Annotated in this window: 16 protein-coding genes; 4 read left to right on the top strand and 12 right to left on the bottom strand. The window is 39.8% G+C overall.

Going from position 1 to position 12,276, the window contains the following annotated elements; all coding sequences use genetic code 11:
- Positions 1-64 precede the first annotated feature (64 nt).
- Complete coding sequence (locus ACXAD1_RS07225; RefSeq protein WP_206836095.1) at positions 65-589, bottom strand: YceD family protein; 525 nt, start codon at positions 587-589, stop codon at positions 65-67.
- A 202-nt stretch (positions 590-791) separates the two neighbouring features.
- On the opposite strand from ACXAD1_RS07225, the gene ACXAD1_RS07220 reads away from it, so the two are divergent.
- Positions 792-2,006, top strand: a complete 1,215-nt coding sequence (locus ACXAD1_RS07220) for a nucleotidyltransferase (RefSeq protein WP_206836092.1) — start codon at positions 792-794, stop codon at positions 2,004-2,006.
- Between the two features lie 116 nt (positions 2,007-2,122).
- Here ACXAD1_RS07220 and ACXAD1_RS07215 read toward each other — a convergent pair whose 3' ends face one another.
- Complete coding sequence (locus tag ACXAD1_RS07215) at positions 2,123-3,133, bottom strand: SepM family pheromone-processing serine protease (protein ID WP_206836090.1); 1,011 nt, start codon at positions 3,131-3,133, stop codon at positions 2,123-2,125.
- A complete protein-coding gene (locus ACXAD1_RS07210; protein WP_206836086.1) occupies positions 3,130-3,921 on the bottom strand; it encodes a patatin-like phospholipase family protein in 792 nt (263 codons plus the stop codon). The genes ACXAD1_RS07215 and ACXAD1_RS07210 overlap by 4 nt, the downstream gene beginning before the upstream one ends.
- Before the next feature lie 317 nt (positions 3,922-4,238).
- On the opposite strand from ACXAD1_RS07210, the gene ylbJ reads away from it, so the two are divergent.
- Positions 4,239-5,456: a sporulation integral membrane protein YlbJ gene (gene ylbJ, locus ACXAD1_RS07205; RefSeq protein ID WP_206836083.1), complete on the top strand. Its 1,218-nt coding sequence runs from the start codon at positions 4,239-4,241 to the stop codon at positions 5,454-5,456.
- Between the two features lie 82 nt (positions 5,457-5,538).
- Here the strand turns inward: ylbJ and coaD are convergent, their stop codons facing one another.
- From coaD to ACXAD1_RS07185, 4 genes are all read right to left on the bottom strand, one after another.
- Positions 5,539-6,018, bottom strand: a complete 480-nt coding sequence (gene coaD / locus ACXAD1_RS07200) for a pantetheine-phosphate adenylyltransferase (protein WP_206836079.1) — start codon at positions 6,016-6,018, stop codon at positions 5,539-5,541.
- 63 nt (positions 6,019-6,081) lie between these two features.
- Positions 6,082-6,633 carry a 16S rRNA (guanine(966)-N(2))-methyltransferase RsmD gene (gene rsmD / locus ACXAD1_RS07195; RefSeq protein ID WP_206836077.1) on the bottom strand — a complete coding sequence of 184 codons (552 nt, stop codon included), beginning with the start codon at positions 6,631-6,633 and terminating at the stop codon, positions 6,082-6,084.
- 344 nt (positions 6,634-6,977) lie between these two features.
- Positions 6,978-8,390: a stalk domain-containing protein gene (locus ACXAD1_RS07190; RefSeq protein WP_474909733.1), complete on the bottom strand. Its 1,413-nt coding sequence runs from the start codon at positions 8,388-8,390 to the stop codon at positions 6,978-6,980.
- A gap of 177 nt (positions 8,391-8,567) precedes the next feature.
- Positions 8,568-8,882 carry a hypothetical protein gene (locus ACXAD1_RS07185; protein WP_206836071.1) on the bottom strand — a complete coding sequence of 105 codons (315 nt, stop codon included), beginning with the start codon at positions 8,880-8,882 and terminating at the stop codon, positions 8,568-8,570.
- A 128-nt stretch (positions 8,883-9,010) separates the two neighbouring features.
- On the opposite strand from ACXAD1_RS07185, the gene ACXAD1_RS07180 reads away from it, so the two are divergent.
- Positions 9,011-9,400, top strand: coding sequence for a DUF7147 family protein (locus ACXAD1_RS07180; RefSeq protein WP_370225094.1), 390 nt, complete (start codon positions 9,011-9,013; stop codon positions 9,398-9,400).
- A 40-nt stretch (positions 9,401-9,440) separates the two neighbouring features.
- On the opposite strand, the gene ACXAD1_RS07175 is transcribed toward ACXAD1_RS07180, so the two are convergent.
- The 5 genes from ACXAD1_RS07175 to ACXAD1_RS07155 form a co-directional block, all read right to left on the bottom strand.
- On the bottom strand, positions 9,441-9,716 hold the full coding sequence (locus ACXAD1_RS07175; RefSeq protein WP_474909732.1) for a YlbG family protein: 276 nt from the start codon (positions 9,714-9,716) through the stop codon (positions 9,441-9,443).
- A gap of 122 nt (positions 9,717-9,838) precedes the next feature.
- Complete coding sequence (locus ACXAD1_RS07170) at positions 9,839-10,279, bottom strand: YlbF/YmcA family competence regulator (RefSeq protein ID WP_206836065.1); 441 nt, start codon at positions 10,277-10,279, stop codon at positions 9,839-9,841.
- 59 nt (positions 10,280-10,338) lie between these two features.
- Complete coding sequence (locus ACXAD1_RS07165) at positions 10,339-10,767, bottom strand: hypothetical protein (RefSeq protein ID WP_474909731.1); 429 nt, start codon at positions 10,765-10,767, stop codon at positions 10,339-10,341.
- Positions 10,768-10,945: 178 nt separating this feature from the next.
- A complete protein-coding gene (locus ACXAD1_RS07160; protein WP_009330929.1) occupies positions 10,946-11,188 on the bottom strand; it encodes a YlbE-like family protein in 243 nt (80 codons plus the stop codon).
- A gap of 12 nt (positions 11,189-11,200) precedes the next feature.
- Positions 11,201-11,608, bottom strand: a complete 408-nt coding sequence (locus ACXAD1_RS07155) for a YlbD family protein (RefSeq protein ID WP_206836059.1) — start codon at positions 11,606-11,608, stop codon at positions 11,201-11,203.
- A gap of 162 nt (positions 11,609-11,770) precedes the next feature.
- Between ACXAD1_RS07155 and ACXAD1_RS07150 the strand changes: the two genes are divergently transcribed.
- Positions 11,771-12,268 (top strand): PaaI family thioesterase, encoded by a 498-nt coding sequence (locus tag ACXAD1_RS07150; RefSeq protein WP_474909730.1) that lies wholly within the window; start codon positions 11,771-11,773, stop codon positions 12,266-12,268.
- Positions 12,269-12,276: the final 8 nt, after the last annotated feature.

Below are 12,276 nucleotides of genomic sequence, written 5' to 3'. Positions count from 1 at the left end.
CATTAAGAAAGTTATGAAGGCCAGAGCAAGCTGGTGTCTTCAAGTGCTTCTTGTTTTTCTTCCGTTATGAATCGGAAGAAGGATCATTCTGATCAAAAAATTGAGCAAGTCCGGCAAGACGAGGATCTACTTTATCCTGTTTATCCTGCTCCTGAATGACCTCCCAATCCTTGCCGGATTGAGGAGCTCCTTCTTCACTGCTGTCTTCGCAGAAAACTTGCATTGGGACTTCGAGTAAAAGGATTTCATGAAGGATCGGATTTAAATCAATCACATCCCCTTTTACCTGGTGAACCTCCTCTTCAGTCTCATAATCAAGACCTTTTAAGAGGAAAGTTTCGGTTGTTTCAACATTAATTGGATAATTTACGTCAACTAAAGTACGAGAACAAGGCAGTATTAAATGACCCTTTATATTTAAATGAAAAGTCACTTTGGCAGAATCGATATCCGCACGGCCCGTCACATGCATTGGTGATGCACCGCGTATTTCCGGATTCAGTTTCATGACCTCATCAACATTGACAGTTTCATCAATGGGAAAATCCTTGCTTCGATATTTTTGTAACTGACTTAAAGTCCATTTCATACGAATCACCCCAAGGCAACAAAGGTAATTATAGCCTTCCTATAATTATTTGTCAATATTTTTTCTTTACACTATAATGTAGCTAATATCCTACTATTGAAGGCTTCTTTAGTAAAAAAGTTTTTGCAGGATTTTTAGATTTTGTTTCTTAATACTTTTTCCAATACATTTCTTTTTAAACCTTTTCGAGGAGTATGTCAATATGAATGCAACAGGTGTAATTGTAGAATATAACCCTTTTCATAATGGCCATGCCTTTCATTTGGAGCAGGCAAAAGAATTCTCAGGTGCAGAAACCATCATTGCTGTCATGAGCGGCAACTTTCTGCAAAGGGGAGAACCTGCATTAGTTTCCAAATGGAAGCGTGCAGAAATGGCGCTAAGAGCTGGTGCAGACATTGTGTTTGAGCTTCCATACCAGTTTGCAGTTCAGCAGGCAGATATTTTTGCCAGCGGCGCTGTATCCATTTTAGAAGCTGCCGGCTGCAGGAGCCTTTGTTTCGGAAGTGAATCCGGTAATATGGAAAGCTTTCACCAAACGCTATCTTTTCTGGAGGAACATAATGCCGATTATCAGGAAAAGGTCAGAGTGCATCTGGATGCAGGCTTCAGCTATCCAAAAGCAACATCCATGGCGTTCCTGGACCTGAACCCCCAAGGTGAATTGGTAGACCTTTCAAAACCAAATAATATTCTTGGCTTTCAATATTTAAAATCAGCCAGAAGACAAAATTCATCGATGGAGCTTTTTACAATTGCAAGAAAAAGCGCAGGTTACCATGATGAACAATTTGCTTCAGATTCCATAGCAAGTGCGACAAGCATCAGAAAAGCACTTTTTTCCGAGAATGGAGAGATTGAATGCATTCGCCAATATGTTCCTGAAACTACATATCAGGGTTTACTCCACTATAAAAAAGAGTTTGGCGGATTTCACCAATGGGAACAATACTGGCCTTTTTTAAAATTCCGTCTGGTCCATCTTCAGCCAGAAAAGTTAAGAGGCATTTATGAAATGGAGGAAGGCCTTGAGCATAGATTTCTATCAGCAGCACTCCAGGCAGAAAGTTTTCAGCAGTTTATGGAAAAAATTAAAACGAAGAGGTACACCTGGACAAGGCTTCAGCGGGCTTGTGTACATATCCTCACGAATACAGAAAAATCAGAGATGCCCAATAAACCATTAAAAGCGAAATATTTGCATCTTTTGGGGATGTCCAAGAACGGCAGAAAGTATTTAAACAGGCATAAATCCGACTTAAAACTGCCGCTGATTTCAAGAATTTCTTCACATAATGCACAAAAGCTGCATTTGGATATCAAAGCTTCCCGGGTATATGCAATGGGTATAGAGGGTGCTCGGGACCAAAATCTAATGCAGAAAGAATTTAATCAGCCGCCTATTATGGTTGATTAAATCATTAACTATATAATTTTATAAACTGACAGCAGAGTTTGTCAGTTTATAAAAATGAAAAGCCAGCGGCATTTCTTAATTGCCGCTGGCTTTTCATTGATTGGTGCATGTTCCAATTAATCCAGGTTCCTTAAATATTCAACCGCATCATCAAAAGTGTCCACAGGAATAATTTTCATATCAGTCTTGATATCCCTGGCTGTTGCAACAGCGGCTACATAATTTGAGTCTTCTGCTCCTTTTTCATTAGGGGCAAGGAAGATTTCTGCTCCGGCTTTGTCAGCGGCCACTATTTTTTGCTCGATGCCTCCTATTCTTCCGACTGTCCCTTCCGAATTAATAGTTCCGGTTCCAGCTATTTTATAGCCTCCAGTCAAATCTTCTTTTATAAGCTGATTGTAAATCTCAAGTGAAAACATCAGCCCGGCTGATGGGCCGCCAATTTCTTTACTGTCAATATTCACGGCTGGTTCGACCTCTATTTCTTTGTCATCGACCAGGGTGATTCCCACGCCCGGCTTTCCTGTTTCTTTAAGTGTCTTTAAAGGAATCGACGTTTCCTTAGTCTTATCCTGGCGTTCAAAGGTTAATGTTATTTCACTGCCTTCCTGTTTATTTGATACCATGCTGATAAATTCATCAGAGGACTTGAACTCCTTGCCGCCCACTTTAAAAATGCGGTCACCAGCCTGCAGTTTGCCGTGAGCAGGCATATCAGGCAGCACATTAAGGACATATACGCCATTATAATGGTAATGAATAGGTATACCAGCTTTTTTATAGGCAGTTTCAATAGCAGCCACTTTGGAAGTTGCCATAAGATGCAGCTGCCGTACATTATATTCTTCTTCTGTTTCATTTTCGGAACGTATTTCTTCTTCAGGATATAGTTCCTGATACTTGCTGAATTTAGCAGCTACGTATGCATATATGTTAGCCCGGCCCATTCTTACAGTCGTCAGCATAAAACTGCCCTGTTCATCATTGCCGTTTTCAACCTCAATAATTGGTTCCAGCTCTTTAGCCATACCTGGCTTTGATACATAGTAAGGCAGATAATAAAACGAACTGACCAGAAGAATAACAGCCAGAACCAAGAAGGAACGGGTATAAAACTTGCTTCTCATCTATCAGGATGCTCCTTCCATTTAGTTATGTAATGATAAATACTGTCAATATGCTTTTTTGCTTCCTCTTCGCCGATTTTGATGATTTCTTCAATATTGGTAAATGCACGGGAACTATACATCTCGACCCGGGGCCTGATCATAAAATCAGAAGCTATTTCCCGGTGAGTAACCAGCTCCATCTGCATGATATCCAGACTTTGCATAATAATGTCATAGATTGAAGTTATTTCGGCATTCGTTTTGACATGTGAGACATCGATTGCGATGATAATATCAGCCCCCATTTCTTTAACAACAGACACAGGAACCCTGTCCACTACTCCTCCGTCCACTAAAAGGCGTCCATTTAATTTTTCAGGCACAAATATGCCCGGGATGGAAATGCTTGCCCTTACAGCATCAGAAATCGGGCCGCTCTTAAAAACAACCTTTTCTCCAGTCATTAAATCAGTAGCCACAACATTGACAGGAATATCGAGGTCCTCAAGATTTTTTCCATGGGTAAATATACGGATGAGTTCCTTTACTCGTTTCCCTGCAATAAAACCCATTTTAGGCACGGTGAAATCTAAATAATACTTCCTTTTAAAAGCCTTGGAAAGCTTATATAAACGGTCAGCATCAAGCCCAGCCCCATAAAAGCAGCCTACCATGGCACCCATGCTGCTGCCGGCAATATAATCAATCGGTATGCCGGCTTCCTTCAAGACCTTGATGGCACCGAGGTGGGCGAATCCCCGAGCTCCTCCCGAACCAAGTGCCAAACCTATTTTCGGTCGCTGCAAAAGACTCCCCCCTCAAAACGCCAATGGCCGAACTTTGCCTTTAAGTTATTCTATTCTTTTTATTTCCAAAAGAAGCATACAATAAAAATCTTCAGCTGAAAATTCACATTTGCCTGTACCTAATTCTATGGTCTATTTTAAACTTCTATGAGTATATTGAGTTATATGGGGACAAGACTTTACAGCAAAAATTTGACCCTTGTATACCCTTAACATTAAATGAAAAAGGCCAGAGAAAATATATCTTCAAACGCTTCTTTATTTTATCATTGTTTAAAATCATTTCACAGTCAGTACAACTTGAGGGAGGCTTGTCCGTGTTTCGTTCCAAATTAAAAACGGTTACTCTTGCACTCTCTGTAACCTTAATGGCCATCTCATTAATTTCCTTTCCCCAGGAATCGGTTGATGCATCAATCAGGGGATTAAATATGTGGTGGGAAATTGTGTTTCCCTCATTGCTGCCCTTCTTCATTGTATCAGAAATGCTGATCGGCTTCGGTGTAGTAAAATTCATTGGGGTACTCCTTGAACCTTTGATGAGACCTTTATTCAGAGTACCTGGAGTTGGAGGGTTTGTTTGGGCAATGGGAATGGCTTCAGGCTATCCAGCCGGCGCCAAACTGACCGCAAGACTGCGGCAGGAAGGACAGCTCTCAAAAACAGAAGCAGAGCGCCTGGTTTCTTTTACTAATTGTTCAAATCCTTTGTTTATCTTCGGTGCTGTATCAGTTGGTTTTTTTAATAATGCCAAGCTTGGGGTAATATTGGCCCTGGCTCACTATCTCGGCAATATTACCGTCGGTTTATTAATGAGGTTCTACGGAAAAAAAACCAGACAGTCTCCCCCTGGCGCAAAGACATCAAAACCATCTTTACGGGCAGCCTTATCAGCTCTTCATCGGACAAGAATAAAAGATAATCGCCCGATAGGCAAGCTTCTTGGGGATGCAGTCATGTCATCCATCCAAACACTTTTGATGATAGGCGGATTTATCATATTATTCTCTGTTATTAACAAACTTCTATATCATCTTGGAATCACGGCATTCCTTGCTAAAGGCATAGAAGCTGTATTGTCAATATTCAGTCTGCCAGCAGAATTGAGCATCCCATTCATTTCAGGCTTATTTGAAATAACACTTGGCAGCCAGATGACAAGCCAGGTTCAGCAGGCAACATTAATGCAGCAGGTCATTATTGTCAGCTTTATACTCGCATTCAGCGGCTTCAGCGTACAGGCTCAGGTTGCAAGCATCCTGGCCCAAACTGATATTAATTTCAAGCCTTTCTTTTTTGCAAGAATCGTTCATGGCTTTGCAGCTGCCTTTTATGCATTCATCCTTTGGCAGCCAATTTATGAACGGTTTTACAATACGGAGCAGCCATCCAATGCCATACCGGTCGGGTTTTTTGAGAATAATTCATTTTTCGGAAAATTATTTGATGGAATAGCCGCTTCAGGACCGCTTATAACCATACTTGCACTTTCTGTTTATACCTTTATGCTCGCAAGGCGCTTGGACAAGAGATAACAAAAAACGGGTACCTATCAATCGGTCACCCGTTTTATATTATTCAAAGTACAATCTGCGGGTAAGACACCCCGCTTTATGTTTAGCTAAACTTGTTCTTAAGAGCTTTTTCTACAGTGTCAGGAACGAGTTCTGATATGTCCCCGTTATATTTTGCGACTTCTTTCACAATGCTTGAACTTAAGAACGAATACTGATTATTAGTCATGATAAAAAAGGTTTCCACTTCATCATTCAAGACTCTGTTCATGGATGTTATCTGCATTTCATATTCAAAATCAGAAACAGCCCGCAAGCCTCGGATGACAGCATTCGCATTAACAGATTTTGCATAATCCATCAGCAGCCCCTGAAACGAATCTACTTTAACATTTTTAATATCCCTTGTAACTTCTTCTATCAGCTGAATTCTTTCTTCAACAGTGAAAAGAGGTTTTTTTGAAGAGTTATTCAATACAACTACATAAACCTGTTCAAATACCTTTGCCGCCCTCTTAATAATATCCAGATGGCCATAAGTTATTGGATCGAAGCTGCCTGGACAAACCGCGATGCCGCCCATTGATATCCCCCTGTCATGTTCTTATTATGTATCGTTTTCCATAAGCATTCTAAGTATGTATTATTAAGCCCAGCTGTAAATAGAGATAGATATTATCCCGTAATTTTCCTGTTTCCGCTGAACCAGTCTCCCCACTGTATCAGGGAGCTCTACATCAGAACCATGTTCGCATAGAATCGTTCCCTGACCCGAAAGCAAATCATTCTCATCAATAACGTTCAGAAGCTTAAGAAGCTGCTGCTTGCGATAAGGCGGATCGAGAAATATATAATCGAAAACAAGATCTCTTTTTAATATTGCCTTAATGGCACGATCCGCATCATTTCGATATACTTCCACCTTTTCTTCAAAACCGCATGTCCGAATATTTTCATGGATGGTTTGGATGGCCTTTCCGTCCCTATCCACAAAAATGACCTTGTCTGCTCCTCTGCTGAGGGCTTCGATGCCAAGACCGCCGCTGCCCGCAAATAGATCAAGCCCATAGCCCCCGTCGAAATACGGCCCAATTATATTAAAAATAGCTTCTTTTACTTTATCAGTAGTCGGACGGGTTGAACTGCCCGGAACAGCTTTCAATATTTTCCCTTTTCTTGTTCCTGATACCACTCGCATACTATCACCGCTAACCTGCAAAATTTCAATTTCCCTGCCTGCTGAGAAGGGAAAACTGCTTTTTTCTATCCTATCCTACCATATCTTACAAATGGTAGCCACCCGGCAAATTGTAAGCGGAATCATCATCCGAAAAAAATATAACATGAAGTGTATATTGGTGAGGATTGTGGAAATAATGTAATTAACAGCATCTATTCGAGGATGTTGTTGCCAACCGCGGAGAAGACTTACGTTTCCCCATAAGTTCTTCCTCCGGTTTCTCCTCTCCCTTTGCCTTCTATCCTGAAAAGGATATAGAAGGACCCTGCAGTTATCTGCAGGGCTTTTTATTTTGAATTTATTTAGCCCGGTTCGGAATTCAGCTGAATCTCGCCTTCTTTATCTTCAGCAGAGACTCCGAAGAGAGATTTAAACCATTGAAATTCCATAAATACGGTTCCGTTTTGATTGGTTAATGGATTTTCAAGCAGTCCATAGTCTTCTTCATTATAAATAAAAACATTTTTATTTAAATAAAACCGATAAATGTTATTCCCCTTTGACAAAAGCATCGTTTCCTCACTGGATAGGAACTTAACCTCATAACCTAATGCCTTCATCGTCACTGCAAACGGAAGAAGCCTCTTTCCATCCCTATAGATTAAATCAATGCTTGCTTTCTCAGCACCAGACACCAATAGTTTTTTTTCTTTCTGAAAATACAGAGGAACAACTGGAGCATCGCCTTTGGTATTCATCGTGAAAAAATGTGTATTAAGACCTTTCACATCACTTAAGAGCTTGTCCAGTTTTTCTGCATTCAAAGAATTCACCTTTATTGCTTTCATAAGAAAGGCTTTCAGCTCATCTTCGGTTAGCTCGCCCTGCAATTCCTGCAGTGCTGCGCTTCCTTTCGATGAAATGGGATTCATATCTAATAAGCCTGAGGTTAAAACATCGATTATCCACATTTGAGTGTTTTCTGCAAACTTTCTTTGAAACTGCAATGTAATAATATCCCTTTCCAGCATTTTGGCCTCAGTACGAGAAGATGCAATAAGGATATTTTCATCCTTATATTCAGGATATTGATCAGTAAAGATAATCGTCAAGAATGGAAAATTCCCAATGTCATTTAGTTTTTGGAAATTTAAGCTGGCTGCCTGTATGTCTTCTGAGTATACCTCTGCGTTGTTAATAGCTTTCTTCAACAGCGGTTTTTGCTGCCAGTAAAGTGTTGGAACATCCCCTCTGCCCTCGAAATAATAATAATCAATATGGTCTAATTTCTTTCGGGCTTTTAGCCGGATTCCCGCAGCCCATGAACCCTCTCTTTTGAAAGAATCCGTAAGAGTTATGGACAAGCCTTCAGCCTTTTTGCCGGGAATTTTCACAAACCAATTTGTTAACAATAATGCTTTATTTCTTTCATTTATCGGTACAGCATATTCAAATATCATCTGATCATCAGAAGAAAAAAAGGTAAAAGGATTTTCGTCTGCTGAATCACAGGCTTCTCCCGTTCCATTCTTGCATTTCCATTTAAATAGAGTGTCGGGAATAACAAGCCTATATTCTTCATGTGCCATGAGTCCGTTTATCTTTTGAGTGATTTTAAGTTCCTTTAAACGTGTTTCTACTGTGATTTCCTGTGTAATAGCCTCGGAACTCTCCAAGGCAATCGCATGCTCAGAATAAGCCTGCCACTGCCAAAACAGCATGCCTGAAATAATTCCAGACAAAATTAAAAAAATAAATAAAGATGCCTTCCACATTGCTATGCCCTCTTAATCAATTTCTTTTAACCTAACAATACCAAAGGGAAGGTCATCCGTCACATTTATTTTGTATAATTTGTATGAAATTTCATCTTTTATGCCCGGATAGAGTTTTTCATGAACAACGGTGATAATATGATCATAAAATTTCTTCGCCGCATTCCTAAGTACATTTTATGCAAAGTCAAAGTCCATACCATGATCTAAAATACAGCTCATATCCCCAATACTCATACAGGTAGATGCCCAATCATTAAACGATACACCTTGTGACGATATAAATTCTTCAAGTTCGCCAAGGGTCAGGGAAAAGACATCCATATTATTTGCTGCTGCCAGCATCCCTTTTGCACTGAGTGCTGCGATGATGGAGACCACAATAAAACCATTCATATGATGAATATCCCTTTTTTCAATAGCAGAAATATCCGATTTTACTAAGTATGCTGCCCATAGAAGAAATGTCATCGAAAGAAAAAGGTAAAGCATTCAATCACTCTCCCCTCTGCTTTTTAGGTGCTACTTCTATTTTTATGCTGAAAATGATAAAGTATGGATGGACAAAATGTATTTTATTTTTAAGAAGTGAATGCTAAGAGTTTTAAGGGGGTTCTAATTTGATACAGCGTTTTATAGAAATTGGTGAAGGATACTCTGATATTTATGAATTAATTGAAATCGCCCGTGGAAATAAGCATCGTTTGTCCCACATGGCTGCTTTCCATACGAGCATTGATAATAAAGAAGTGACTTCCCTGGCAGTCATACTGAAGCCGACAGACCCTGGCGGATTTCAGCCTATATATTTATGCCGGGAAGGAATACCGAATCCAAAGGCAGCACCAAATAAACGATATGAATTATTCGCGGATGCTGCGGAAAACCTGAATAAGGAAATTATTCAGCTGACAGTAAAACCATCTGTTATCTTTAATGAAAAGGAATTATATTTTCAGTATTTGATTGGGATCTTAAGGCTTAATCACTATATTGCACCACTGCAATAAAAGATTTTACAAAAAGGCATGAGCTTATGCTCACGCCTTTTTAGATTCCCATCTTATAATCATATTCTTTAGCCTTGTCCGGTTTGGAATTTTCAAATTCCGTTTTAAGGTACGGCTTATAGGATGGCTCCACTTTTTTAACAAAAGAATAGGAATTTATCTTCTCCATAATTGTTTCCGTATCGGCAAGATCACAATATAGCACTACATATTTCAGCCGTTTTGAAACATAATGTACATTTCCAAATCTTCTTAACATTTTCGCCTGTTTTAATGAATAAAGCCATACAATTATTCCTTGCCTTTGACCAAGCATATAGTTTTCCCCTTCAGCGATCGTTTGTTTTATTTAGTCTAGCATAGAAAAATGACAGTTTTCAATGGGAAGGTTCAAACTGTGCATTAATTCAAAACAAAAACCAGCATATGCTGGTTTTTTTAAGCAGAACACCCACAGCTGCCTCCAGAACCGCAGCCGCCTCCGCAGCTTGATTCAAAGAAGGGATTGCCGGCAGGAACCTTAATATGTTCAGAGACAGAACGCCCTATCAGCATGCTTACCTCATCGAGCAGGTTTTGCAGGCCCGTTTCGGCTCTTCTGAACTCTGCCACATGGGCATCCATATCCATGTCACGCTTTAGCTCCCTTATGGACATCATCACCATTTTGTATTCGGGATGATATTTGCCAAATCGCTGAACTTCTTCATACAGTTCTTTCATTTTGACAAAGTCCTGAATCTTCCTTTGTGTTTCACGGCTGTTCTTTAATTTATATAAACTTTTGCGGTAATGTTCCGCTTCTTCAGATTCTGTAATCATCGCTGCAAGTTCGTCAGCTTTGTCCAAAATAGCCATTCTTTCTAATGTAGCAAGCAAAACAGCTCACCTCCGTTTCTTATTTTATCATGAAACGGTTTAAAGCTAAAGCAAGTAAACTAAGGGATCACTACAATAAACTCTCTTTTTGAAGATGCCTCAGCACTGTTGCCTTTTATGAGCTCCAGTCCAATTCGATGTTTGCCTGATGGAAGTCCTTTTACTATAAAAGCAGCTGAATGGATTTCATCCTTCTTCTTTCCGTTCACATACAGCAGAATTTTTCCCTTTTCTTTGCTGCTTTGTTTCCTAAAGGAAACGTCCTGCACAATGCATTCAACGAAAATGTCTCTTCCTTTCACCTGGTGCCTGACAAAAAAGGGATCTTTGGCTGCGCTTTCCACACCTGAAAGAGGCATAAGCGATGCTGCTTCAACTTCTTTTACTGGAATGGCTTCCATTTTTGTTTCTGGTTCTGGTAAATCTTTCTGACATGCTGCAAGTAAAAAAATAACCAGAGATAAAAAGATGCATTTTTGCCTTTTCATTATTTTACACTCCTTATGATGGCATCCGTAACCATTTCATAAAGATAGTGTTTGCCCCGCAGCTAATTTTTACTCTTTAATTATTATAGCGAAAGCGCCTTGCCCACCCTCGAGAAGTCAATGGCTTTAAAAGCTGGACAGAACCAATAAAAAGCTCTCTCGGTTACGAGAAAGCTTCCTAACTGGATTGAGAATTCATAGCCTGAAACATGCTCATCATCATGGAAGCCATTTGCACACCATTAGTAAACTTTTCAACTTGGTGGGGAATCGTTTTTTTGTAATAATGCAGCGCGGCAACTTCAAGAGATTGAATTTCATTTGGATTTCTGCTTAGTGTTCTATACCAATGAGGCTGCTCACGGATAAATTGCTTTAGTTCCTTTTTTTGTTCAAGATACTCGACAATATCTTTTCTCATCTTTTTAACCCCTTAATCCTTTTTAAATGTAAAAGGGCTGCTTGGTTTAGTCACACTTGGCTTTGAGCCTCCCGATGGTTTCTGGCCACCGCCCTGGAATTGGGAAATAACACCCTGTACTGCTGAAAGCGCCTGGCTGAGATTACTGATGTACCCCTGCATTTGATTCGTATCCATTTGCTTAAGAGTCCCCATAATACTGCCCATCCAGTCACTTTTTTTCTCTTCTGGCTTTTGTGCTTCTTCTTTGTTTTCTCTATAGGAATCCCACCTTGAATCTTCTTCCCCAAGCAAATACCAATCCTCATATAATTCCTGCCAGGTTGTATTTCCAGCCCTGACTTCCTTGATGATTCGCGGATTCTGTTTAACAAACTCTTTAAACTTATCGACGGAGGGATGAAGTTTCGTTTTGGTCATGCCATATCACCTCGTTCTGATACAAATGCCTATAATACCATATGACAGTGAATGGAAAAGGTGAATGAAATGCCTGCTCTATTCAGTCATTAAAATAAATTCAAAAATTCTGCCATTAATGATAATATATGAATGCAGAAAGTTATCGAAAGGTGAATTATAATGAATAGAGATCTTATGGAATTATTTGATCAGTGCACCAAGAATGCAACTGAGGAAGAATTAAACGCTTTAGAGTCCCTGCTTTCAGGTTTTCATAAAAGACAGACCGGTCAAAACAGTTCCTATATCGGGGGACTTCTTCATATGGAACGGCAAATAACTGAGGATGAATGCATTCTGACTGTTCCTTTAAGTCAGATAGTTAATAATCCGCTTGGCATTGTCCATGGGGGAATAACCGCAACCATTATTGACTCTGCCATGGGAACACTTGCATCTTCACTGCTACCGGAAGGCTTTGGGGCTGTTACGACACAGTTAAACATTCATTATCTTGCAGTTGGTAAAGGGGAATACGTGACATGCAGAGCGACGATTGATCATAAGGGCACAAAAAGCATGGTATTATCTGCAGATGTACTCCGTTCGGATGGAAGAAAAATTGCACAGGCAACAGGCAGCTTTTTTATCATCAAAAAGAAAAACGTTAATAATTAAAAGCAGGT

This window comes from Cytobacillus sp. ABV4_503 (assembly GCF_056158445.1).
Note: the sequence above shows the minus strand (reverse complement) of the source record. Positions and strands in the feature narration are given on the sequence as shown.

Excerpts from the sequence above, each read along its gene's own strand:
- ACXAD1_RS07175 (WP_474909732.1), bottom strand. The coding sequence starts at position 9,716 with ATGCTTGGTCAAAGGCAAGGAATAATTGTATGGCTTTATTCATTAAAA.
- rsmD (WP_206836077.1), bottom strand. The coding sequence starts at position 6,633 with ATGCGAGTGGTATCAGGAACAAGAAAAGGGAAAATATTGAAAGCTGTT.
- ACXAD1_RS07215 (WP_206836090.1), bottom strand. The coding sequence starts at position 3,133 with ATGAGAAGCAAGTTTTATACCCGTTCCTTCTTGGTTCTGGCTGTTATT.
- coaD (WP_206836079.1), bottom strand. The coding sequence starts at position 6,018 with ATGGGCGGCATCGCGGTTTGTCCAGGCAGCTTCGATCCAATAACTTAT.
- ACXAD1_RS07185 (WP_206836071.1), bottom strand. The coding sequence starts at position 8,882 with ATGCTTTACCTTTTTCTTTCGATGACATTTCTTCTATGGGCAGCATAC.
- ACXAD1_RS07155 (WP_206836059.1), bottom strand. The coding sequence starts at position 11,608 with ATGACCAAAACGAAACTTCATCCCTCCGTCGATAAGTTTAAAGAGTTT.
- ACXAD1_RS07160 (WP_009330929.1), bottom strand. The coding sequence starts at position 11,188 with ATGAGAAAAGATATTGTCGAGTATCTTGAACAAAAAAAGGAACTAAAG.
- ACXAD1_RS07150 (WP_474909730.1), top strand. The coding sequence starts at position 11,771 with ATGAATAGAGATCTTATGGAATTATTTGATCAGTGCACCAAGAATGCA.
- ACXAD1_RS07165 (WP_474909731.1), bottom strand. The coding sequence starts at position 10,767 with ATGAAAAGGCAAAAATGCATCTTTTTATCTCTGGTTATTTTTTTACTT.
- ACXAD1_RS07190 (WP_474909733.1), bottom strand. The coding sequence starts at position 8,390 with ATGTGGAAGGCATCTTTATTTATTTTTTTAATTTTGTCTGGAATTATT.
- ACXAD1_RS07220 (WP_206836092.1), top strand. The coding sequence starts at position 792 with ATGAATGCAACAGGTGTAATTGTAGAATATAACCCTTTTCATAATGGC.
- ACXAD1_RS07225 (WP_206836095.1), bottom strand. The coding sequence starts at position 589 with ATGAAATGGACTTTAAGTCAGTTACAAAAATATCGAAGCAAGGATTTT.